We start from the raw sequence: 21,881 nt of genomic DNA, 5'->3' as shown, positions 1-21,881 counted from the left end.
AAGGCCTCGAGCATATGGGGGATCAGAGCCGCCGCTTGGACGGGCTCATACAAGCGGCTGTATTCCGCCGCGTAGCGCTCCAGTTCGTCCTTAAGCGGCTCGGGAAGCGCGATCGTCATGCGGACCGTCCCGAATTTCGGCAATGGACCAAGTTTCAGGTTCGCCATGCGGCGCCTCCCAGAGGAAATGCGACCGGGACATGTTCACCATTGAGATCAAATCGATTTGGTCAGCTTCATGCGGCGCTAGTGGCGCGACTTGCGGCGCTGGCAGCCGCAATTGCGGCGCAGGAGCAGGCCCAGCAGGCTACGCTAGCGGCCCTGTTGGACATCAATGAGGTCTGAGGACGCCGTCGCTCTCTGACTGCTTACTGATCCCCTCCCCTCCCCGGCTTCTTGGGGTACTTGGCGCGAGGCAGCTCCACCGCTTTCTCGAAAGCCTCGCCGACGACCCAGCCCTGGGCATCGGCAATGGCAGTGAACTCGGCGATGGTTTGCGCATTGCGGCCTGTGCGGTGCCGGCGCTGATCCTTTTTGGTTGCCGGGGCGATTGGCTGCTCGATCGGCACGACTTTGGGTTCGCGACTGACGAATCCGGTCGATGTGGCCGCCTGCTTCGCCACGGCCGGGTTTTGCCGCTTCGCCGGCGCCGGTTTGAAGTCCGACAAGTCGTCGTCGGCAAACAGGTTGGTGCGGTTCTCTCCCATGGTTATGCGGCCCTGCCGACTTACTGCCGGCCTTAAGCTTGGCCACGACTTCCGCCGTGAATTCCCGGGCATTGAGCACCGCATTATCGAGATTGCTGACCTTGGCCGGGTTGAGGTCCTTCAGCAGCCCGCCGAAATCCAGAACGTCCCTGTAGGCGGTGCGTTCGACAATCGAGGTTTCGAAACCCTCGACGTTCCCCGCGTCCAGCTGGTCCCGGTGTTCTTCAGCGACCGGGACGCGACCGCCGCTCTGGTCCGCGTCAGGAGCACCGAGTGCGGTATCTCGCGATTGGCCATCCGCGACTGCGTCTTGATCAGCCGCAGGGTCTTGATGACCGCGCCTTTCGCATCCATCGATGACCCCTGTGATGGGAATTATCACCAGGGCTGAAAGCCCGATGGCACTGGCGTCGTGCCAACCATCCACGACGCGACCCTCAAGGACGAGGTGAACCTGATGGATGTAGCCCCATTCTCGCTGGGCAAGAAGTCCAACAAGGGCATTATCAAGGACGAGCTGAAAGATCGCCTCATCACCATCGAGGGCGGCGCCGAAACCGGTCTGGCGACCGTCTTCGACCACTACATCTTCCTATGGTCTCCTACCTCGCAGAGGCGGTCCAGAACTACTGCCGCGACGAAGCGAAAGGCTGCGACCGACCCTTCCGTCGAAGAGCTACCGGCGGAATGCGTCGCATATTGCCGGGATCCAACTCGTTATCGACCGGAAAGCTCCCTGGTGCCCCGTCTCGAACGTCAATGCCTCGTTCTCAAGAAGCGGAACCATGCGTTGCGCCCAGGGATCGACAACGGCTCCCCATTGGGATCACTCGTCCACGACGTCCGGCAGTGCTTCTGCGACGATGCTTAAATTGCGGTCGAATGTCTCGGCATCCGCCGACTGCGGACGGAAAGATTTAGCCTGCGCGAGAATAGCCGCAAGCACAGCCTCTTTTTGCGGCGAAATCCTGGTCGCCGCCGCGCGGGCCGCCAATGCCGAAAAGTCGACGGCGTTTGGCGCGGCGGGCGCCGCCGTTGTCGGCGGGACGAGGGGCGCCTCAACGCCCGCCTTTTGCAGGCCGGGCAAGCGACGGCGAGGGGCTGGGTGGTCGGCACATCCGACCTTTGCAGCGAAAGTCGCACCGCGCTGCAGCCGCGAATGTGTGATGCCGGAGCGGTAGCTTGGCGCAACCGGCACAATCGACTGGACCGATGGGGAGGGGAGGGAAGCGGTGGCAGCGACGGGTTTGGCGTGCTTTGCGTTCGCGCTCTCTGGCAGCGCCATGAAAGCGCGCTTGGAGAGTTCACGATCAGCGAAATAAAAATTGCGGGTTGCAAGGATTGCATTTTCGCCACGCGGCAGAATGACGACTTTGCTCTTGTCCACGGTGCGAATTTCGTCGGGACGCATGAGCGGGCGGCGTATTTGCTTGTTGTGAACGGAGCGCGTGTAATAGGTGTCGAAAAGGCTCGCCTGGGTTCTGGTGACGTCCTTCTGAAATTCGGACGTTTCGCCTATCTGCTCGGAGACGTAGCGCAGATCGTCGGTCTCCTGGGCGCCGAAAAAGATCTGGACTCGGGCAGCGTTGATGAGCGTTTCGCGGCTTTCTTTCCGGTAGATTTCGTCGACCGATTTTAGGGACTGCACGAAAAACCACATTGGCACGCCGTGGCCGCCAAGGACGGTTGCCATGTCCGTTACCTTCTCAAGCTTGCCGAGGTTCTGAAATTCATCCAGCAGGACGAGCACCTGGTGCTCGCCGGGGCGTGGCATGGATTCAGACATGAAGTTCATCATCTGCGTGATGAGCACATTGAACAGGGGCCCGAGGGAAGCCATCTGCTCGCGCCGAAAATCGAGATAGAGCGAGACCCGCTCGCTCTTGAGATTGCGGATGTCGAAGGAGCTCCGCGAGGTTGCCCGCATCAGCCGCTCGTTCAAGAAGGGCGCCATGCCGGTTCGAACGCCGGCATAAAGGCCGGAAAACTGCTTCTCCGCCATATCCGCGTAGGGCAGAAGGGTCTGCAGCGTAAAATCGGACACGTCATGCCGGCGGTTGTCGCGCAAGCTTGCCAGGAACTCCAAAATGGGCTCGTCGGTGCCGTTCATGATCTTGAGGATGGTGGCAAAGCTGCGGTTCTCGTCGGCGATCTGCGGAGACTCCATGACGTAAGAGGCAATGCCGGTGAAGAGGAGGCGCGCATCGTTGACCCAATAGGGATCGGCGTTCGCAGGCGGCCGCGGAAAGAGTGCGCCCGCCATGTTGCGCAGGTCGATGTCCCGCTGAGCCGAATCGAGGGAAATGAAATCCATCGGATTGTAGCAAGCGGTGTTGCCGTCGCGGTCGGCCGGCGCGAAGCGAACGACCTGGCTGAACGTGGCCCGGTGGCCAGCTGTGGCTTCGTAGGTCTCGCCGCGAAGATCGAGCACGACGAGCGAATGTGGCCACATCAGCGCGTTGGGGATGATCAACGCCGCGCCTTTGCCCGACCTGGGCGGTCCAATGACGAAGCCGCCCACGTCATCGCCGTCGATCCAAAGTTTCTTGCCGCCACGAACTCTCGGCCGCGTCAGGCTCAATTTGCCCGTGCGGCGATCGCGGTGCGGTGCAAAGACATTGACCAGTCTGCCGCCGGCGCGTCCGATGAAGATTCCCCTCGGCTTCAGCAGGCCAGCTCGGCGGACGTCCGCCATTGCCATGAATTTCGCGTCGTTGCGCTTGGGCGGCCGCATCAGGAAAGCGATGACGAGCGGCAGGACGAAGCCGAATACGGCTGCGGCACCGGCATATTGAAGCCTGTCGAAGCTTCCAGCCTTCAGGTCCGTCCAAGCGTAGCCGAAGACTGGCCGTGGGTCCGCGTTGATATCGTCAAAGAGAAAATGCGAACCGGTCCTGTACCAGTCTGTAGCCGCGTACGCGACCAAAAACAGCAAGGCACCCAGGGCCACAGCCATCAGCACCAAGAAGATCCTGCCAGCGATCTTTTCCATAATGCGACCTCGTCAGAGCGTCTCCGCCTTCGTGAACTTGATTTCGCTGATCGATCGGCGTCCGCCGTCGCCGCGCACCATCTGCACGACGACCGGGATCACCTCGCGCAGATAGTCGAGAATCTCGTCACGAGAGAGCCCGACATTCCCCTGCATGACCATGAGCGCCAGGCGCTCATAGGCCGAGCGGGCGGAATTGGCGTGCACGGTCGTCAGCGAACCCGGATGGCCGGTGTTGATGGCTTGCAGGAACGAAAATGTCTCGGCACCGCGCAGTTCGCCGAGCAGCAGCCGGTCGGGCCGCATTCGCAACGATGCCTCGAGAAGCTGTTGCGGCGTAACCTTGGCTAGGCCTTGGTCACCTTTCGAGGCAAGCAGCGTCACGGTGTTCGGCGTCGCCGCCTTGAGTTCGCGCGTGTCCTCAATGGTTATGATGCGCTCATGGGAGGGGATGATCTTCAACAACGCATTGAGGAAGGTCGTCTTGCCGGTCGACGTGCCGCCGGAGACAATGAGCGAGATCCGATTGCGAACCGCGTATTGCAGAAAGTCCAACGGCGAGGTGTCATGCAGCATCTCGGCGAGCTGCTTTTCTTCGGCCGAGAGCGCTAGGCCACTGCCCATCTCGGTGTGTTCGAACGCGCCCATCATTGCGTAGTCGCCAAGGGTCATGTCCATGATGACCTGCTTGCGGATGGAGATCACGCCGCCATCGGGTGCGGCCGGCGGCAGCACGCATTGAAAGCGCTCGCCTGAAGGCAGAGCGGCCGACAGGACTGGCGTGACTTCGTTGACGACCTGGTTGGTGGCCGAAGCGACGCCGACCGAGACCGAGCGAATCCAGTTTTTGGTGAGCTCGCGTTTGACGACGTGCTCCATCTCCTTTGTGCCCAGGCGCTCAATGAAAACTTCGCCGGGTCGGTTGATGGCGATTTCCGAAACCGATTCTTCCTCCATAAAGGGCCAGATCGGTTCCAGTTCGGCGCGCAGGACCGGCGCACGCGCCCAGGGGTTCGGCACTGGCTGCATGACATTCATCTGGCCGGATTCCCGTAGCCTGGATAATAGGGATCAGCCTCAGCTTTTGGCGTCGTTAAGAGCGGCGTCGGATCGAGCGCCTTTGCCGGCTTCCCGCCGCGCTTCAGGCGAGCCAACTCCTCTTGCACCGGATCCGCATAGAGCTCGGAAAAATCCAGATCTCGGCGCACGAACACGACGATCGGCGTGCCCTGGTCGACATAGATCGTCGGTGGGATGTTCTGTGTGTCGCGGAATGCCTCTTGTGCCAGCTGTTGCAGGGCCGTGGAGGATTTGTCGAAGGCGATGCTGCGGGCATCGCGTTGCGAACCGGAGCCGCCATAGGTGGTGGTGACTGTCTGCCCCGTGACCGGGTCCACCATTGTCACCTGACGTTGCTGGCTGTCGTTGCCATTGTCGGCGAGCGAGGACAGGTACTCCGAAACGCCGCCCACCACGGAAAGCATGATCGCATTGCCATAGCGTTCGAGCCAATGCGTATCGACGCGGCCGCCGAGACCGCCCCGTCCGAGACGGTCGGCTCCGGGCGAGGCGATGTCCACCGACACGCCGTCGGAACGGATGACGCGATTCCAGACGATGAAAACACGCTTTTGCCCGCGCGCGATCCCCGAGCGATACTCGCCGGTGAGCCGAGAGCCCTTCGGGATCAGAATGCGGCGGCCATCGAGCGAATAGACGTCTTCGCGCGCCACCGCCCGAACCATGCCTGGCAGATCGGTGTTGATGGCGGTCTCCAGGAATCCGCGGATCATCGTGCCCTCAGGGATCAAAGCATCGGTGCGGCGGAAAACCCGTGCCTTCGCCATCGCGTTCGAATGTGTTTCCGATTGCGCGAGGAAAGCCTTGTTGGGATCGGTGTCGGCCCCTGGCACTGGAACAAGCTGACCGTCAGCGGCGATTTGTGTCTGGGCCGGCTGATCGTGCTCGCCGGCCGGGCTCGCTTGCTCGCTGGTAATCATCTGATTGGACCGCAGGCGCTCCCACAACGCCTTTTGCCGCTCAGCTTCCTCGGCCTTCCGGCGGGCCTCCTCGTCGGCTGCTGACTTGCGGCGAGCCTCTTCTTCTTCGGCTTTGCGGCGAGCCTGCTCGGCTGCCAATTGGGCTTCGATCGCGCGCCGCTGCGCGTCGAGATCGGCGCCCTGCTGGACCGTCTGATCGACATTGTCGGCCTGTTGCTTGTTGGCTTCCCCTTCCGCAGGCGGCGGAACAACGATCTGGTCGATTGTCTTGTCGGCCGCTTGTGGCGTCTCGGCCAGCGCCGGCGGGCGAAATTCAGGCGGGTTAAAACTGTCACTGGCGTCCGAGGCCGCATCACGAGAGCGCGGCTCGCGAGGCCAATTGATCCAGATCAGCGCGATCGCCACTATCAGCCCTATTGCGACGATGGCGACTTTGCTGCCCACTCCTGCATAGCGTCGAGCAACGGTCGGGCCGCCATCGAGCGCGTTATAGTCGATGTTGCTCATCTATCGTCCCCTTGCGGTCGGGGAAGAGAAGGGGCCGGACCCGCGCACCAGCTTCCTCGGCCCATAGAGGTCGGCGACAGGATCGGCTTGCGACGGCCACGCTCGATTGTAGAGGCAAAGCGTTTTGCCGTCGGCCCTCAGCGTGAATTGCCGGCCGATCTTGTCAACGATCGTGTATTTTCCCTGGGTCCGCTGATTGACAAGCGATTCATGGCCTTCTTCATCGACGACGAAGATGGCCGGGATATCGCCCGTGAACTCCAGGAACATCTTGGTGCCATCGTCGAAAGCGACGCGGGGTTTCAGGCTATCGTTTCCGACATAGAGGTAATTGTAGTTGAGATCGGCATAGTTGAGGTTCTTGAGATCGGGATCGGCCGCCCTTTTCTGGGCCTGGGAAAGCAAACGCGCGTTTTGCTCCTCATCCGCATATTTGAACCGGACCTGGAATGACGCACGGTCGCGATCGCTGTCAGTGGCTTTGAGCAGCAACGAATAGACGCGCCGGTCGGTAATGACGTTGACGTTCGTCCAGGCGTCCCGTTCGAGAGGCTTGATGAAGAGAAAGCGCGAGCCACGTTTCGGCACGATCGACCAGCCTTTCGTGTCGCCGGCCGAAACCGTCTCGATGACTTCAGACGGGCTGAGCTCAATCATCGTGGAGACGCCGAGCGCGGCATTGACCGTCGTCACATTGTCGTTGTCGAAAGGCACGTAGCGGATACGATAGTCCCGCGCGGCAAGGTAGCTGGCCGAGCCAAGCAAAATCAGCAGCGACAGGGCGGCGCCAATGTGGGGCTTCATTGCGCGCCCCCTGCCGTCGGCGCGGATTCCTGATCGCGGCGGTATTCCATCACCTGGAAGCCAAGCGGATTGTCGAAGCGCCATTCGTTCTTGATGGGCGTCGTCGTGTAGCGGAATTTCACCACGGCGACCCAATTGTCGGTCGTCGAAGAATTCTCGCGACGCGTCGTGGTCGAAAACCGCACGGACGCGGTCGTGTTGTTGAGCAGGGAAACCGACTTGACGTCGATGGAAATGGTGACGTTGCGACCGTAGATCTTGTCGAGCGATTGGGCGTTGGACGGCGTGTAGCCCCAAGTCAAATCCCTGGACGCCGTTCCCGTCGAATAGAGCTGCGCAAGATCGTAGTTCTGCTTGATCTCGCGCGCGTCATAGGTTTCGCGGGCGCGGATATAGCGGACGAGATTGGCGGCCGTGACCGCCTCATTCTGCGACAGATCGCCCGGTCTGAGGGCGCGCGCAATTTCGAGATAGCCGGTCGTCTTGTCGACCTCGATCACATAGGGCTCGAATTGCTTGAGCGGAAGGATGAGCACGAGCGTCAGCAATGACAGGCCTGCAACCACACTTGCGACGCCACTGACAAGCCACGCCAGCGTGCGAGAACGTCTGAGAGACCGGTGTGTGTCGTCCTCCCATGTCGCGCCGGCCTCATAGTAGCGCCTGTCGACCGGTTTGCCGGTCTCGGCGGCGATATTTGCCTGGATTTTTGTCACTTTACTTTAGCCTCATGTCCAAACTCCACTGCAGCCATAAAGGCGCGCTTCTCAGGCGCATGCCTGCGGTCTATGCCAGTGGTCTCGCGTTATCGCGCGCCGCCTGCTGAATGGATGATCGAGCCGCCTCGCTACTGCGGGACGTCCTGAGCCGCTGCCAACGGTTTGCAACGAACCGCGCTCCGGAGTAGCGGGCAACATTGCCCGGGACATTCCCATAGGAACGGTATGCTCCGACTGTGCTGAGATAGCCGCCGCCGTTCAGCATCGAGGCGATCGCCGGGATTTGCATGAGCACATAGATACCGATGATCGTGACCAGGACGAGCGGCAGGACCATCGACATTTTGTTGTCGACGCTGGCGCCTCCCGAGGTGGCAGTGTTCAAGGCAAGATTGACGAGAGAAAAATAGAAGCCCAGGAAGCCGTATATGAGGATTTGCTGGATGATCAGATAAGTGGTCAGCGAAATGAACCCCTCGCTCATCCGGGCTGACCACCGGTAGAGCCAAAGGACAATCCAGACCGGCGCCAGCGCCAAAGTGATGAACAGCATGATCTTGGCCGCGATGATTGCCGCTATGGCAAGCGCCGAAAAGATGATGGCGGCCAGAAGCACGATGGTGGAAAGCAGCGCGCCGAATATGTCGTAAAAAGTACCGCTGTAGACCTGATTGGCAACATCCTGGGCACCGCGGTAGAGATTGTCGATCAGGGCCGGGATCGCATCTTGATCCGAGAGCTGGTTCCCCGTCGCGCGCGAGACTGCCCCGACGATGATCTTGCCGATTCCGCTCGGCACCGCCTGCACCAGCTTGTAGATCGTCTCGGAGAACGTGCCCCAGCCATTCAGCAAAAGATAGATGACCACCGCACGAGCGAGGCGGTACACCGACTCGATCGGAGAAATCGTCTCGCGGCCGCTGAGGATCGAGTAGCCCCACCAGATGATGTAGACGGTGAGCATGAGCGCGTAGACATTCCCCAGCGCGTAGCCGAGCTGCATGTAGACGCCGGAAACAAAGCCCTTTCCGACGTCATCGATGCCTCCCAGAATGCTTGTCGCCAGCCCGTTCATTAATCCTCGACAACACGATCGAAGGGCGTGGCGTTGACCGGCTTCAAGGGTCCGCAGCTTGCGTCGCCCGCATAAGCCAGCGGCGCGCACGGCGCTTTGAGCTCGCGACCTGGCCTGGCGCACCCGCCCACCGTGACGCTCGTCACCGCGACAGCGACCACGGCGACCCACCGCCACAAAGCCGGCATCCGTTTCGCTCGCGCCGTCAACGATCAGTTCCCGCTTTTACCGAAGTTTTGGAATGGATTGACTTGCGCCGGCGTCATCAGCTTTTGCACCTGGCTCTGGCGCAACAGCCGTGTTTTCATTTCCTCGTTGAGCGCGGCGACGGCACCATTCTGCACGCCGATGAGCTCGTTGACCGCACGCGCGTTCTCGAGCTGCATGCGCGTGTTTTGATCGACCGAGCCTTTTACGTCCTCGGACTGTCCGATCTGACCGCTGGCCGACTGCAACGACTGTTCGCGTTGCGCGACCCCTTGGGACGCCTGGGAGGTCAGAGCGCTCAACAGCGACGCGACGTTGACGCTGCCGCTATAGGCTGTGTTGACGGCACTGCTGCCATTGCCGGTTATTTGCTGGAGCTGTTTGACCAGTTGCAGGCCGTTGATGACCGCTGCGGCGATTTTCTGGATTTGCGGCGACAGCCCGCCGAAAGAGAGGGCGCCGCCATTGAGGATCGCTCCGAAGCTCGGCGCTTGCGCAATCGACATATTGCCGCCCAGGCCCATTTGGCCGATCCCAAGAGAGCCGTTGCGACTTCCCGTCAGCGCTTGCAGGATCTGGTTGCTCCTCTCGAGGATGTCCTTGTTGGAGCCCATGATCGAATTGGTGTTGTCCGCATTCTTGCGGGCAATATCCAAATTCGCATTGTCGATGACGGCGATTTGCGCGTGAGCGGCGCTCGACAAGAGTGCCATCCCCGCTGCGATAGCGATTTTTCTCACTCTGAGATCCTCCTATTCCTGAATTGCTTCAACCGCCCGAGCCGCGCCGCTTGGATCGGCGTTGATTTGCACTGACGGTGCGTTCCCGGAACCGCTGTGCGCGTTCTGGCTTGCACAAGGTAGCCATTGGTTTCGATCGATCCGCAGGCGTTGAAGCTCGGCCGGGTCGCATGAAAATGGATTTGGCCCGCCATCCGGTGGTGGCGCAATGATCCGCGCGGTCTGCGAGGCTCCGACGTTGCTCAAGGAAAGATACTGACCGAGGAGGGCGGTGAAGTCCGAGGCCTGATTGATATATTGGCCGGTCACGTCGGCATTGAGACTTCGAGCGGACGAGTTGAGCTCCCAAGCGTCCTTGTATTCGCCAACTTGTCCGACGCCACCAACAAGCGCGTCGATCTGCGAGGAATTGGCCGTCATCTGTGCGGAGCTGGTGTCGAGGTCGGCCGCGGCCTTCGAGACCGAATCGAGGGCCCCGCTCTGCGCAGCCCCGCCCGGTCCGCTCGACGTCACGATGCTGATCGCTGGTGGGGCCGCCGCCGGCGCCTGTCCGCTGGATACGTAATTATTGAAGTAGCCGTGCCATCGGCCGACGCCTGAGGCCCACTGCGCCTGTTCGGCGGCATTAGAGCCGTTATAAAAGCTCGCCAGGCAGGTGTAGTTGGTAGCACCACATTGTGCGACGCCTTTGCCGAGATACTTGACACCACCCTCCACGTTTTGCTCGTTGATATCCCGATCGAAGCCGAGCTCCCTGCCCGTTCCCTTTGTCAGTTGCATCACGCCCTTGACGCCGGTGTGAGAGCCGGCACACGTATCGAAGCGGGATTCCTGGTAGGCGACCGACAATGCCAGGCCCTCCGGAACGCCATATTTTTGCGCATAGTAACGGATGAGCTTGGCGTTTTCCGCGTCGTGGTTCAGCGCCTCACCGGGAGAGCGACTAAACATTTCCGACCTGTACTTATTCGTATAGGTGCAAACGACGCTCTTTTTCTTCCCCGTCTCGTCGGATTTGGTTTCTTGCGATTTCTCGCTGTGCTGCTCGTCTTGCGCGCGATGATCCAGATTGGAATTGTCTATGACGGCGATCTGGGCCAGCGCCGGGGCAACCGCCATCTGCCCCGGCATGATCGCGGCCGCGGCGATCACGCTGCTAAGCAGCTTCTTCATGCTCGCTCTCCCATCCACACAAGTATGGCAGCCACGCTTCCGGCTCTTGCCCGTAAGTCTCCCGCAGCCGTTCGCACTCCTTGATGTTCGTCTCCGTGGTCGAGAGGACCTTGATGAGGTCGGGCATGCCCGACAGGTCTAGCTTCGCCACGATGGAATCGCTGTCGTGCTTGAGCAGGAACGTGCGTGTTTCCTTGGCTGTGCGGCGCACGAACTCGAACTCCTTCGCCGTCAGCGAGAAGCGCGCCATATACGAGTCTTTGCTCGCCTTCGGATTGGGGAAAAAGATGTTGGTTTTCGTCTGCTCGATCAGTGAGGACGAGATCGACGAGTTCACGACATCCTCGGCCGTCTGGGTGCCGAAGCCGACGACGCCGTTGCGCCGGCGGATCGTTTTCAGCGTCTCGTTGATGAAGGCGGCGAACACGTCGTCATCGAGCAGCTTCCAGCCTTCATCGAGGAACATGAGAAGCGGTGTGCCGTCGATGATCTCTTCGAGCCTGTGGAAGATGTAGAGCAGAGCGGCCGAGCGCAATTTTTTGTCGGCCAGGATCTTGGTCATGTCGAACCCGACCACCGGCTTCGAGAAATCGACGAGATCGACCGGGTTATTGAAGAGCCAGCCCCTGTCGCCAGGGTTCAGCCAGGGTTCAATTCGCGCCGCGAGATCGTTCATCCCGGGCACCAGCGAGCCGCGTAGCACTTCTGGCAGCAACTCGAACGTGCGTTGTTGGCGCGGGATCTTGTAGACCTTGTCGATGGCCGTGTTGATCACGCGCATTTCAGCCACGTCGAGCGACCCGTCGTCAGGGGTCAGGATGTAGCGCAGCAGCCCTTCCAGAAACGTGCGGTTTTCCGCCGTGTCATCGAGCTGGAGCGGTGCAAAGCCGGTGGCCTGCATCGGCTCCATGACTTCGTAGCGGCCGCCGAGCGCGCGAATGAAGAGCTCGGCGCCCCGCATATAGTCGAAATACACGCAGCGAGGTCGCGGCGAAATCCGCATCGCCTGGGCCATCAGGAATGATAGCACGACCGTCTTACCCGAACCGGTCGGACCAAAAACGGTGAAGTGACCCACGTCGTGAACATGAAAGTTGAAATAATAGGCTGTCTGGCTGGTCGTCTCGAGAAGCGCGATCGGTCGCTTCCAGTGCAGTCCTTCACGCTGGCCTGAGGGAAAATTGTGGCCTGAAAACAGCCCGGCAAAATTCAGCGACGAGATCAGGCCGCGGCGCGCAATGTAGCTGAAATTGCCGGGCAGTTGTGCCCAAAACGCAAGCTCCGTGTTGAGGGTTTCCCGCACCGGCACGATCGACATGCGCGAAAGTTCGGCAGTTATGTCGGACAAGGCGCGGTTGAGCCCTTGGACGTCGGCAGCGAGTGCCATCACCGTCATGTGGTGCTGTCCGAAAACCACCTCACCGCCGGCAAGCTTGTCCGCGCCGGCGTGCACTGAATCCTCGACGGATGTTCCGGCCTCATCCGAACCGCCGACCTGGTTTGAGATCGTGTTGATGCGTCGCATGGCCGTCACGCGATCCTCAATCGCGAACGACTGCGTCAGGATGAATTCATGCGGTAGCCGCAACAGACCATCAAGAGACCCGGGTGCCGTGAAGGGCGGGTATTCCTTGATGGACACCATGGCGCCAATCTTGCTGGCTTTCGCCCCCCTGATCTCCAGAGCGGATTTGCCGATGAAGATTTGCCGCGTCGCACACGCAGTAGCCAAACTCATGCGCGGGAGCGGCATTTCCACATCCGCGCCACCGGCAAGGATCTTGGCGATGAATTCGGCAGGTTCGGAAAACACGCTGTCGCGCCGTGTCACCACCCCCAGGAGCCGCGCGCCATAGGCCGAAAAGTCCTTCACGACGCCATTGAGGACATCGTGCAATTCGGCCATGGCCTCTTCACGTGTTTCTTCGCCGGCCGTGCTGATGCGGAACGCATTGAGTGCCTTGTCGACCCAGCCGACTCGCCCGATCATCGGGCGGCGGATGAGCGTCAAGAAAGCCTCGTTGACGAACAGGTTCTTTGAGCCCAACTCGTCCATATAGCGGGCATCGAGCTCAGCCACGAAAGGGTTGTCGAAATCCCCTTCGATCTCTGGCGTTACGTGACGCCGGATGATGGTCGAATAGGCGGCAAAACGGGACGTGGAGAGATTGCGGAATGTGGTGTTGCGGTTGAACATGCGGCTGTTGAGTTCTGCCTGATCCATGGTCTGGAAGGGCAGGCCGCTAAGCTGAACGACCCCGAGCAGAAAGCCGCTTTTCGTGACGACCAGGTTGTCGTCGACATGCCGCAGATAAGGGACATGCGCCTCGACAGGCTTTTCCCGTTTGCGCGCTTTGGCGAATTTCAGGTCGGCATTTACAGTCACGGCGAATAGCTCCTCGCGCCCCAAAAGCCTGAATTCGCGACCGCGCCCCGCTTCGACAGTCGCCGTTCGACTATGTGGAAGATGTACGGGTCGCGCTGGCACAGATAGGCGCTGATCAAATGCGTCGCACTGAACAGGCAAAGGCCGAGCGTGAAACTGCTGGTCGCGATGAATCCGAGGACCGCAGCCATGCCATTAAGCGCGAACACCTCGTAACGAACGCCCCATTTCATCGGCGGGCGCGTCAGGGGCAGGCTTACCGGCTCGACATAGACCTCTTCGTCGTCCATTGGATCACGCGCCTCCAGCGGTGGACCTGATGGAATCGACCAGAGCTGCAGCGCCAAAGACCAGAGCGATGCCGATGATGATGGAAAGCGCCATCATCCACACCAGTCTGCCGGTCATGGCAAGGAAGCCCAGAAAGCAAACTGCTATGATCCCGAAAGATCGAGCAATGCTGCCCTGCAGGACACCGACGAACCATTCCAGCACGCCCTCGACCGGGGCAGCCGACTGCGCGTATGCGCTCGCCGGCGCGAGCGACACGCCGATCGCCGCAGCGGCTATAAACTGCAGGGCGAATTTGCCCGCTTTTTTATGATCCATCGTCGTCTCACTCCTTTTCAGTTGCCAAAATCCATGACGTGACCATCTTGCCAGGCGGCGCCACCGACCGCGCCGGTCGCGGCTGCGTTATGATCGTGAACAGGGTTGGGGATGGGAGCCTTGATGAGCTTGCCGAGCTTCCAGCGATTGAGCACTTTGACCACGTATTTCGTGGTCTCGTCGTTCACGGGAATGCCGTTGGCTTTGTAGACGTTCTGCTCACCTGCGTTGTAGGCCGCCAACATCAAAAGCGGATCATGAAACTCGTCATAAAGCGCTTTCAGATAGCGCACGCCCGCGCGGATATTGGCTTTCGCATCACATCTGTCAGCCACACCAAGACGAGACGCTGTGGCCGGCATGAGCTGCATGATGCCGAGAGCTCCCGCGCGAGACGGCCCTTGATTGCCGCCCATATCGCTTTCTGCCCAGGCAACCGCCTCAGTTAGATCGGGATCGAAGCCTTCTTCTTCGGCGATCTTTCGCACCAACGACGCCGCCCGCCGGCGGTCCGTCGGCGCACACGAGCCGCCGTCCACCGAACCGTTATGATCGTCCGAAACGGTCGAAAGCGCCGCGCGTGCCGGCAGCGCAAATGCCGCCGCGACACGCTTCGAGATAGTAGCATCCGCATGTGCCCCGAATGACGCCATGACGCCACACAGCAACACCGCAAGGGCGATCCGGTTTTTACATTGCATTGCCGATTTTGACATTTTACTATGGGTACATGGTCCCAAAGTAAAGTGTCAATACGAGAAGCATGGTCGAGGCAGTTTTCCGATGAAGCAGTTTCCCTTCCTCGCGGCTTTGTTGCTGCAAAGCGCCTCTGTGGGCGCAGCCGATCTGGGCACGAACGAGCCGCATCCGTTCGAGCAGCCCTCCAGTGCGTACCTGCAGAAGTTCGCAAAGCCCGGCGAAAAGACCTTCGTCTACGAGCGCTACGACGCCCGCGGGGGCCTTTTTCAGCGCGACGTGGCGCAGCTAGCAGAGCCAGTGCAAATCAAGTCCGCGACCGAACGCGTCATCAACGGCGTCACGTATAGGCTGCGTGGCCTCGTGGCCTGCCCGAAGCCCAAGATCACCTACAAGGCTGAGGAGTGGGATTGCACGAAGGCCGTGCAAGACTACGACGACGCTGTCTACAAATCCCGCGCATTTGTCGTGTTGTGCAAGACGCTGGTTCTGAAAAGCCAATCCGGCGTACCGGACGCGGTTTCGTGCTTTGCGCTCGTCGGGGCTGGCAATGCCAACGACCCTTATTCGGTCGCTTATGACGACGATTCCATGGTCTTCTTCGAGATGGCTGCGATCGGCCGCAACGAGGACGGCAAGTCCCTGCGACCGGATCTCGAACATGCCTCCAATCTCGGCAAACAGTTCCAGGCCGATGAAGCGAACTAGCCTCGCCGCGCTGTTCGCACTCGCGGGCGCTCACGCCGTGAGCGCCCAAAGCGCCGCGCCACCAAGCGCGACAGCCACTCCCTTCTTGGTGTCGAAAAGCGCCGAACTGTTGACCGGAGATACGTGGCGCGACGATGGCAAGCTCTACCGGCTTTATGGCGTCCAATCATGCTTGCGGGGCACGATCGCCCTGAATGCGAATGGCAAAGAGCTCGATTGCGGCAACGTCTCGCTCGCCCACCTGGCCGCCTTGTTTTCGACAGCGGCCGTGACCTGTCAGCCTATTGCTTTGGCGCTCGACAAAGCGACGTTTGTCGTGTGTGGAGCGAAACTCGACGGCAACACGATCGACGTGGGGACCGCCCTCATCGCGGCCGGCTACGCGTTCGCCGCCACCGACCCGAAAGGCAACGCCGTCAGCGCCAACTATCTGGTGGCTGAGCTCAACGCGAAGATGAAAGCTGATGGTCTTTGGGCGATGAAGTTTCAACATCCGGTTGAACTTTTGCTGAAGCGGCCGAGGGAGCGCAAGCAATGAACCACGAGGATGAATCGAGCCGCTACTACTATCCTGTCGAGGGCCGCACAGACGGCGCAATTGCCGGCGCCGTCGCATTCATCGCGATCATCGCGGTGCCGGTGTTGGCCTACGCCGCATGGCACGCGCTCACGTCGTGGATTTCCGCTCTCTTTTCTTAGATCGGCAAGTTGACGAAAGATCGCAGCAGCTCATGCAGGTCGTCCACGTCCACGTCGCACCAACCGTTGTTGATGAGCCGCTCGAAATATGCGGCTTTCATTTTTAGCTCGCAAACATCTGCCACCGGCGCCATCGCTGCCTGCCGTCGAATAACCGTCTCGTTCTTCATCACAGCGTCAAGCCGCGGACCGATCAGCTCCGCCTCCGCCTCTCCGGCGTGCATGAGATGGCTTCCGAGACACTCCAGCTCTGCCATGGCATGACAATGCGCCGCGATCAGACTCACTACGCTGTCCGCCTCTTGCGCCTCTCCGTTGCTGCACGCCGGTTCAACAGCCATGGTCCTGCTCCGAGTGATTCCCCCTCGCCCTTTGCATCGAGCTGAGAAATACGTTGATTAGGAACGATGGCACGATAGGATACGAAGACTAGCGAAACGAAGCGAAACCCGAGCCTGCAAGTAATTGTTTAAGAATGGAAAGTTATTTCTCCCACCACCGAGCGACGGGAGTGATTTCAAAGAATTGTTCAAACGATTAGCCGCGGCGGGTGCGGGTCGGCCATTGGGCAAAGATGGATTTCCTGCAGGCCCATGGACGCCCGAGCTTCTTGCAGAGGCGATTTCACAGATTGATTCCAACCGGATTGGGGTCGATTTGCGAACGGTGCAGCTTTGGTTTCAAGAGAACGATAAGGGAATTGGCGCTGGCAACATCCGTTGGCTGGCGAGGGTTTTTGGCTGCGATGATCCGGTGGCTACCAGCGAATGGCAGGTCGAGCTAAGTGCGGCGCAATCGCGGCTAGCGGCCAAGAGACGAGAATCGAAGAGAGCCGGAAGCGACGTTGCGCTGGCGGTTCCGGATATGGCGCGAGCCGCGACCTTCGATGACGAGTCAGACTCCCCGGCAGAACTGGCACGGGTTACTGACGCCAAGGGGCCGAGGCAGCGTTCTAGTTTGGCGAGGAGATCGGAGGCGCTTTTTAGTCGCGGATCTCCCTTGAATTTACCGGCGTCGGTGTTTGCGGGTGCCGCCGCTCTTGGGTTTTTGTCGTATATTACGGGGATTCACGACGCTACCTATCTCCGGGCGGATGGCCTCGTTAAGCAGGTTGGGTTTCTTTGGGCGCCGAATTGGACATTCCTCTTCATGGTGCTTTTGCCACTGTTTTTTGCGTTCGTGACAGAGCTACTTGTCTTTTGGAAAAATGAGGGGCGCTTAAAGCTTGTAATGGAGGGCGACCGGATCGGAAACGACGATGCTTGGGCGGACAACGTAGAAGCTTCCTCGTATTCATATTGGGCCGTTTTTTTGATTTGTGTGGTGTTCGCCGGTCTTTTTCAGTGGATCGGCGTCTGTTTGATCCCGTTGATGAAAGGCGGTGGCAATTACGCGACGGATTGGGGCAAGTTAGCGATTGTGCGCCCTGAGGTCATATCGGTGCCGGAAGAGGTCGTGTTCACGGGGCTCGCTTACCTCTATATGTGCCTGTGCTTTTATCTTTTCTTTGTGGGTCTCATTTTGCTTTACACGGTTGTCCATGATCTTTGGACAATTGGTGAGGCATCGAAGAGTCGGCTGGAGGTGGATTATCGACATGAGGCCAATGAAGTCGGCCTCAAGGTGATGCGTGGGATTTTTCGGTGTACTGTTTTGGGGGTTCTGATCGCTATATGCATGAAGGCCCAAAGCTCTTACCTGACATCGCGTGGAGAAAATATTGTGGCTTGGTTAGTCGGCGATATGTCTTCAGCCATATATGGGGGCAATGATGCGGGCGACGGGATCGCCTATAGAATGCCGACGCATTACAGCAGCTTTCTTATCGTTATTTCGACCTGTGTTGTTTTTGCGTATGGGTCCATGCGTTTAGGTGTCGGAACTCGGTTTCAGGCGGCTTTGTGGAAGATGTCGGCGGTCGTGGCGTTACTCGTTGCTAGCTACTTCCTGATCGATGCATTTGCTGGCTTTTCGATCCTTCTGGGCGTTGGAGTGCTGCTCGCGATATACGGTCTAGTTGATCCCGGATTTGGGGATGGCGAGCGAGTGAGTTAGGAAAAAATCAGGGTGTATCATAGCTGGCTTGATCGTTGGGATGAGCGGCGGGCGCGACGCGGTGAGGAAGGGAAGAAGGCAACGGATCTCATCCTTGACGCGGACCGCGCCTTTCCGGGGCCGAGGAAGATTGCAAGCATCGAGGAGTTTTGTGTCCTTGCGGACCAGGCCGTGGCTGATCCAGCCTTTTTCGATGAGCCGAGTGAGAGCGATCAGGGTTTTGAAAGGAGGGATGGGTGGCTAATATTTCCGTCGGACATTGCGACTGATATCGCAGCGAACAATCTTGTGTGGGCGAAAATCACGGAAAGCGGGTCATTCGATCAGGCCATGGTGATCTTTCACCATTGGAATGCAGGCGCGCGGAACCGTCAGATTGCCAACTTTTTCTCGCGGCGTGGTATCACGGTTGTCGAGATTGCTATGCCTTATCACTTCGAGCGCAGCCGTCCCGGTTCCGTCCACGCCGACTATATGCTCAGCCCCAATCTCGGGCGAACGGTCCAGTCTATAAGGCAGGGAGTATTGGATGGGCGAAAGCTCATACGTTGGTTGAAGAGCGAAGGCTATAGAGACATTTCGGTTTTTGGTATGAGCTTAGGTTCCTGGGTCGCGGGGCTAATTGCTGCGCACGACCCGGCTGTATCAAAAGCCTCGCTGTTTCTGACGGCGGGGAGTCTAGCGGATATGGTTTGGACGGGTCGCGCGACACGATTGATACGTGATAGCCTTGAGCCCGAGATTGAGTTGACCGATCTCAGAAGGGCATGGGGTCCACTTAACTTGGAGAATTACGTACATAGTCTGGCGCGGCCTGATCTCGACCTTCACATTGTGTTGGCTAAGAGAGACAAAGTGGTATTGCCAGAGCTATCAGAGAGGTTCATGCAGAGGCTGAAGGGCGCCGGAGCTAGGCCAAATATTTTGGAATTAAAATGTGGTCACTATTCCCTCGCCATGCCACCTTACATTTTGTTGGCCGGTTTGAGCCTGAAGCGCTTTCTGTCGCGTGCTGACAAATCGGCCCTGCGACCCTGACCAGTGTGAACGACTATCTGTATGAGTTGGCGCGCCCACCTGCCTCGGTCCAGTGGCGACAGTATCGATTTTTCTCGATCGATCACTCTCAGTGTTTAACAACTCCTTCGCGTTCGAGGAACGCGTCGGATTTCAGCCGTTCAGCTCACCGTGCAAAGTGGACTCGCCAGCGCGATCGTGCACTGGAATTCGGTCTTGTCTATCTCAACGTAAGCGGTGTTTCCGAACCATCTTTCGGGAGTGGTCGCGATCTGTGAGGTTGCCGATCCTGTATTGGGATCGGAGATCGGGTTGTGTCTGGACTTGACCTTACACTTGACCCGGAGCGGCAGCTTCGGCGTTTCGAGGTGATCAACGGTGCCGGCGGTCGGCGTCATTGGTCGGTGGATGACAAGGCGCGGATCATCGCGGAGACGCTGGAGCCGAACGCAATCATTTCCGAGGTCGCCCGCCGGTATGGCCTCAGGCCGCAGCAGGTCTTCGCCTGGCGCCGCGAAGCGCGCAAACAGGCCGCTTCGGTGCAGCAAGATTCTCCTGCCTTTGTGCCGGCGGTTGTGGCGGCGGCGGAACCTGTAGCCAGCCGTTCACCGAAGCAGCGGAAACGGCAAGCCACCCGAGGTGCCGGCATGATCGAGCTTGAGATCGACGGCATCTCGATGCGCGTCGGCCGGGGCGCCGATACCAAGACGGTGGCGGCAGTGATCCGCGCGCTGAAGGCGACGTCGTGATCGGGCCGACGGGTGCGGTCAAGGTCATGGTGGCGACGAAGCCGGTGGACTTCCGCAAGGGTGCGGAGGGATTGGCCGCACTTGTGCGCGAGACCATGGGCGCTGACCCGTTCAATGGGGCGGTCTATGTCTTTCGGGCCAAGCGGACTGACCGGATCAAGCTGATCTTCTGGGATGGCACCGGGGTTTGCCTTTATGCCAAGCGTTTGGAGGATGGGGAGTTCCGCTGGCCGAAAGTGCATGACGGCATGATGCGGCTGACGGCCGCGCAACTGTCGGCGCTGCTCGAAGGTCTCGACTGGCGGCGAGTCCACGAGGCGCGCCGGACTCGCGTTCCAGCCCAGGCGGGCTGACCCGCGACGAAGTGAATCAGCCTGGATTCGGCTGTCGCGGACTGTCGGCGAATATGGTCTGATCCGCTCATGGCGATGACGGCTGACCAGCTTCCCGACGATCCGGATGCGCTGAAGGCGATGGTCCTGGCGCGCGACGTCGAGAATGCCCGTCTGATTCAGATCATCAAGGAATTGCAGCGTCATCGCTTCGGCCGGCGTGCCGAGACGCTCCCCGAGGACCAATTGCTGCTGGGGCTCGAAGAGGCCGAACAGATCGAGGCCGCCGGTGACGAAGAGCAGGCACAGACCGCTCTTGGCGAACGTCAGGCGCCTGTCGCCAAGCGCAGGGCGAACCGCGGCGGGCTGCCACCCCATCTGCCGCGCGTGGAGATGGTCGTCGACATCGAGGATCATGCCTGCCCGTGCTGCCGCAATGGCTTGCATCGGATCGGCGAGGACATGAGCGAGCGGCTCGACATCGTTCCGGCGCAGCTGCGTGTGATCGTCGTGCGCCGGCCCAAATATGCCTGCCGCGCCTGTGAGGACGTGATGATCCAAGCTCCCGCACCCGCCCGGCTGATCGAGGGCGGCCTGCCGACTGAAGCGACGGTCGCCCAGGTCCTGGTCTCAAAATATGCCGATCATCTGCCGCTCTATCGTCAGGCGCAGATCTACGCCCGGCAGGGCATCAATCTCGATCGCTCCACGCTCGCCGACTGGGTCGGCCGCGCCGCTTGGCATGTGCGTCCGGTGCATGAGCGGCTGCTTGGCAAGCTGAAGTCCTCGCCAAAACTCTTCGCCGACGAGACCACCGCGCCGGTGCTCGATCCCGGCCGCGGCAAGACAAAGACCGGGCAGCTCTGGGCCTATGCGCGTGATGATCGGCCATGGCAGGGAGCCGACCCGCCGGGCGTCGCCTATGTCTATGGGCCGGATCGAAAGGCCGAGCGTCCGATCGCTCATCTCGCAGGCTTCAGCGGAATCCTGCAGGTCGACGGCTATGGCGGCTATCGCGTACTGGCCGAAAAGAGTGGCGTCACGCTCGCCTTCTGCTGGGCACACGTGCGCCGACGCTTCTATGAACTGGCGGCAGCCGGCCCCGCGCCGATAGCCGGCGAGGCGCTGAGACGGATCGCCGACCTCTATAAGATCGAGGACGATATCCGCGGCCGATCGGCTGACGAACGCCGTGCGATGCGTCAGGAAAATAGCCGCGCTCTTGTCGCCGATCTTGAACCTTGGCTGCGCGAAAAGCTCGGCCTGATCAGCCAGAAGACAAAGCTCGCCGAGGCCATCCGCTACACGCTCTCGCGCTGGCAAGGCCTCTCGCGCTTCCTTGACGACGGCCGCATCGAGATCGACAGCAACACCGTCGAGCGCTCAATCCGTCCGATCGCGCTCAACCGCAAGAACGCGCTCTTCGCTGGCTCGGACGGCGGTGCCGAACACTGGGCGGTCATTGCGTCGCTGATCGAAACCTGCAAACTCAACGCTGTCGAGCCACTCGGCTATCTCGCCGACGTACTCACCAGGATCGTCAACGGCCATCCGAACAGCCAGATCGACGACCTGCTGCCCTGGGCCTACATCCGGGTGGCCGAGCTAAAGGCAGTGGCCTGAGAACACCGCTCTGATGTCCGCTGTCAAGGTTTGGAACGCAAGCGGTCGCCCGATCCGAGGAACGGCTGCTCATTCTGATGATCG

The 21,881-nt window shown here is 60.0% G+C and carries 24 protein-coding genes and 1 pseudogene; 10 read left to right on the top strand and 15 right to left on the bottom strand.

The genetic code is table 11. The features are described from left to right. Both M727_RS40455 and M727_RS37420 read right to left on the bottom strand, forming a co-directional pair. A partial coding sequence (locus tag M727_RS40455) for a DUF2274 domain-containing protein (protein ID WP_156941626.1) occupies nt 1-167 on the bottom strand: 167 nt, incomplete at its 3' end. A 200-nt stretch (nt 168-367) separates the two neighbouring features. After that, the gene (locus tag M727_RS37420; protein WP_051505732.1) at nt 368-706 is read right to left on the bottom strand and encodes a hypothetical protein; all 339 of its coding nucleotides are present in this window, start codon (nt 704-706) and stop codon (nt 368-370) included. On the opposite strand from M727_RS37420, the gene M727_RS42495 reads away from it, so the two are divergent. Next, the gene (locus M727_RS42495; RefSeq protein WP_027154957.1) at nt 705-1,097 is read left to right on the top strand and encodes a hypothetical protein; all 393 of its coding nucleotides are present in this window, start codon (nt 705-707) and stop codon (nt 1,095-1,097) included. The genes M727_RS37420 and M727_RS42495 overlap by 2 nt on opposite strands. A gap of 21 nt (nt 1,098-1,118) precedes the next feature. Beyond that, nucleotides 1,119-1,577, top strand: coding sequence for a replication initiator protein A (locus tag M727_RS40450; RefSeq protein ID WP_245268999.1), 459 nt, complete (start codon nt 1,119-1,121; stop codon nt 1,575-1,577). Here the strand turns inward: M727_RS40450 and M727_RS0125160 are convergent. The 12 genes from M727_RS0125160 to M727_RS39275 form a co-directional block, all read right to left on the bottom strand. Further along, nucleotides 1,533-3,698, bottom strand: coding sequence for a type IV secretory system conjugative DNA transfer family protein (locus M727_RS0125160; RefSeq protein WP_027154956.1), 2,166 nt, complete (start codon nt 3,696-3,698; stop codon nt 1,533-1,535). The two genes, M727_RS40450 and M727_RS0125160, sit on opposite strands and share 45 nt — an antisense overlap. A gap of 12 nt (nt 3,699-3,710) precedes the next feature. Further along, the gene (virB11, locus tag M727_RS0125155; protein WP_027154955.1) at nt 3,711-4,736 is read right to left on the bottom strand and encodes a P-type DNA transfer ATPase VirB11; all 1,026 of its coding nucleotides are present in this window, start codon (nt 4,734-4,736) and stop codon (nt 3,711-3,713) included. Beyond that, nucleotides 4,733-6,205 (bottom strand): type IV secretion system protein VirB10, encoded by a 1,473-nt coding sequence (gene virB10, locus M727_RS37415; RefSeq protein ID WP_051505731.1) that lies wholly within the window; start codon nt 6,203-6,205, stop codon nt 4,733-4,735. Before virB10 ends, virB11 begins: the two co-directional genes overlap by 4 nt. After that, on the bottom strand, nt 6,206-7,009 hold the full coding sequence (locus M727_RS37410) for a TrbG/VirB9 family P-type conjugative transfer protein (RefSeq protein WP_051505730.1): 804 nt from the start codon (nt 7,007-7,009) through the stop codon (nt 6,206-6,208). Then, a complete protein-coding gene (locus tag M727_RS0125140; RefSeq protein ID WP_348627183.1) occupies nt 7,006-7,725 on the bottom strand; it encodes a type IV secretion system protein in 720 nt (239 codons plus the stop codon). The genes M727_RS37410 and M727_RS0125140 overlap by 4 nt, the downstream gene beginning before the upstream one ends. Nucleotides 7,726-7,795: 70 nt before the next feature. Then, on the bottom strand, nt 7,796-8,893 hold the full coding sequence (locus M727_RS0125135; protein WP_156941625.1) for a type IV secretion system protein: 1,098 nt from the start codon (nt 8,891-8,893) through the stop codon (nt 7,796-7,798). A 122-nt stretch (nt 8,894-9,015) separates the two neighbouring features. Beyond that, the gene (locus tag M727_RS37405) at nt 9,016-9,750 is read right to left on the bottom strand and encodes a type IV secretion system protein (protein WP_156941624.1); all 735 of its coding nucleotides are present in this window, start codon (nt 9,748-9,750) and stop codon (nt 9,016-9,018) included. A gap of 12 nt (nt 9,751-9,762) precedes the next feature. Further along, the gene (locus M727_RS39280) at nt 9,763-10,923 is read right to left on the bottom strand and encodes a transglycosylase SLT domain-containing protein (RefSeq protein ID WP_027154951.1); all 1,161 of its coding nucleotides are present in this window, start codon (nt 10,921-10,923) and stop codon (nt 9,763-9,765) included. Next, nucleotides 10,907-13,309 carry a VirB4 family type IV secretion system protein gene (locus M727_RS0125115; RefSeq protein WP_027154950.1) on the bottom strand — a complete coding sequence of 801 codons (2,403 nt, stop codon included), beginning with the start codon at nt 13,307-13,309 and terminating at the stop codon, nt 10,907-10,909. Before M727_RS0125115 ends, M727_RS39280 begins: the two co-directional genes overlap by 17 nt. After that, nucleotides 13,306-13,599 carry a VirB3 family type IV secretion system protein gene (locus M727_RS0125110; protein WP_027154949.1) on the bottom strand — a complete coding sequence of 98 codons (294 nt, stop codon included), beginning with the start codon at nt 13,597-13,599 and terminating at the stop codon, nt 13,306-13,308. Before M727_RS0125110 ends, M727_RS0125115 begins: the two co-directional genes overlap by 4 nt. Before the next feature lie 4 nt (nt 13,600-13,603). Continuing rightward, a complete protein-coding gene (locus M727_RS0125105) occupies nt 13,604-13,918 on the bottom strand; it encodes a TrbC/VirB2 family protein (protein WP_036263286.1) in 315 nt (104 codons plus the stop codon). Nucleotides 13,919-13,935: 17 nt separating this feature from the next. After that, complete coding sequence (locus tag M727_RS39275; protein WP_084646878.1) at nt 13,936-14,634, bottom strand: lytic transglycosylase domain-containing protein; 699 nt, start codon at nt 14,632-14,634, stop codon at nt 13,936-13,938. Nucleotides 14,635-14,701: 67 nt separating this feature from the next. On the opposite strand from M727_RS39275, the gene M727_RS0125095 reads away from it, so the two are divergent. Genes M727_RS0125095 through M727_RS41755 form a run of 3 tightly spaced genes read left to right on the top strand, consistent with a single transcriptional unit; the run spans nt 14,702 to nt 16,021 of the window. After that, a complete protein-coding gene (locus M727_RS0125095; RefSeq protein ID WP_027154947.1) occupies nt 14,702-15,322 on the top strand; it encodes a hypothetical protein in 621 nt (206 codons plus the stop codon). Nucleotides 15,323-15,359: 37 nt separating this feature from the next. Next, nucleotides 15,360-15,860 (top strand): thermonuclease family protein, encoded by a 501-nt coding sequence (locus tag M727_RS37390; protein WP_156941623.1) that lies wholly within the window; start codon nt 15,360-15,362, stop codon nt 15,858-15,860. After that, on the top strand, nt 15,857-16,021 hold the full coding sequence (locus M727_RS41755; RefSeq protein ID WP_156941622.1) for a hypothetical protein: 165 nt from the start codon (nt 15,857-15,859) through the stop codon (nt 16,019-16,021). The genes M727_RS37390 and M727_RS41755 overlap by 4 nt, the downstream gene beginning before the upstream one ends. Here the strand turns inward: M727_RS41755 and M727_RS37385 are convergent. Beyond that, entirely contained in the window at nt 16,018-16,362 is a 345-nt protein-coding gene (locus M727_RS37385) for a hypothetical protein (RefSeq protein WP_027154946.1), read from the bottom strand. The two genes, M727_RS41755 and M727_RS37385, sit on opposite strands and share 4 nt — an antisense overlap. A gap of 124 nt (nt 16,363-16,486) precedes the next feature. Between M727_RS37385 and M727_RS37380 the strand changes: the two are divergent. The 5 genes and pseudogenes from M727_RS37380 (at nt 16,487) to M727_RS0125055 (ending at nt 21,797) form a co-directional block, all read left to right on the top strand. Further along, nucleotides 16,487-18,099 (top strand): annotated as a pseudogene (locus M727_RS37380) (hypothetical protein). Further along, entirely contained in the window at nt 18,089-19,114 is a 1,026-nt protein-coding gene (locus tag M727_RS0125070) for an alpha/beta hydrolase (protein WP_027154945.1), read from the top strand. Before M727_RS37380 ends, M727_RS0125070 begins: the two are co-directional and overlap by 11 nt. 293 nt (nt 19,115-19,407) lie before the next feature. Beyond that, on the top strand, nt 19,408-19,842 hold the full coding sequence (locus M727_RS0125065) for a transposase (RefSeq protein ID WP_027154944.1): 435 nt from the start codon (nt 19,408-19,410) through the stop codon (nt 19,840-19,842). Continuing rightward, on the top strand, nt 19,839-20,195 hold the full coding sequence (gene tnpB / locus M727_RS0125060; RefSeq protein ID WP_027154943.1) for an IS66 family insertion sequence element accessory protein TnpB: 357 nt from the start codon (nt 19,839-19,841) through the stop codon (nt 20,193-20,195). Before M727_RS0125065 ends, tnpB begins: the two co-directional genes overlap by 4 nt. A gap of 69 nt (nt 20,196-20,264) precedes the next feature. Beyond that, the gene (locus M727_RS0125055; RefSeq protein WP_027154942.1) at nt 20,265-21,797 is read left to right on the top strand and encodes an IS66 family transposase; all 1,533 of its coding nucleotides are present in this window, start codon (nt 20,265-20,267) and stop codon (nt 21,795-21,797) included. Nucleotides 21,798-21,881 lie beyond the last annotated feature (84 nt).

This window comes from Mesorhizobium sp. WSM2561 (assembly GCF_000513915.1).
Lineage (GTDB): Bacteria > Pseudomonadota > Alphaproteobacteria > Rhizobiales > Rhizobiaceae > Mesorhizobium > Mesorhizobium muleiense.
This window is presented reverse-complemented; position numbering and strand designations above follow the sequence as displayed.

Coding starts and splice junctions, on each gene's coding strand:
- M727_RS0125055 (WP_027154942.1), top strand. CDS start 20,265: ATGGCGATGACGGCTGACCAGCTTCCCGACGATCCGGATGCGCTGAAG.
- M727_RS0125110 (WP_027154949.1), bottom strand. CDS start 13,599: ATGGACGACGAAGAGGTCTATGTCGAGCCGGTAAGCCTGCCCCTGACG.
- virB10 (WP_051505731.1), bottom strand. CDS start 6,205: ATGAGCAACATCGACTATAACGCGCTCGATGGCGGCCCGACCGTTGCT.
- M727_RS41755 (WP_156941622.1), top strand. CDS start 15,857: ATGAACCACGAGGATGAATCGAGCCGCTACTACTATCCTGTCGAGGGC.
- M727_RS0125105 (WP_036263286.1), bottom strand. CDS start 13,918: ATGGATCATAAAAAAGCGGGCAAATTCGCCCTGCAGTTTATAGCCGCT.
- M727_RS37410 (WP_051505730.1), bottom strand. CDS start 7,009: ATGAAGCCCCACATTGGCGCCGCCCTGTCGCTGCTGATTTTGCTTGGC.
- virB11 (WP_027154955.1), bottom strand. CDS start 4,736: ATGAATGTCATGCAGCCAGTGCCGAACCCCTGGGCGCGTGCGCCGGTC.
- M727_RS42495 (WP_027154957.1), top strand. CDS start 705: ATGGTTATGCGGCCCTGCCGACTTACTGCCGGCCTTAAGCTTGGCCAC.
- M727_RS37420 (WP_051505732.1), bottom strand. CDS start 706: ATGGGAGAGAACCGCACCAACCTGTTTGCCGACGACGACTTGTCGGAC.
- M727_RS0125160 (WP_027154956.1), bottom strand. CDS start 3,698: ATGGAAAAGATCGCTGGCAGGATCTTCTTGGTGCTGATGGCTGTGGCC.
- M727_RS37385 (WP_027154946.1), bottom strand. CDS start 16,362: ATGGCTGTTGAACCGGCGTGCAGCAACGGAGAGGCGCAAGAGGCGGAC.
- M727_RS39280 (WP_027154951.1), bottom strand. CDS start 10,923: ATGAAGAAGCTGCTTAGCAGCGTGATCGCCGCGGCCGCGATCATGCCG.
- M727_RS0125095 (WP_027154947.1), top strand. CDS start 14,702: ATGAAGCAGTTTCCCTTCCTCGCGGCTTTGTTGCTGCAAAGCGCCTCT.
- M727_RS39275 (WP_084646878.1), bottom strand. CDS start 14,634: ATGTCAAAATCGGCAATGCAATGTAAAAACCGGATCGCCCTTGCGGTG.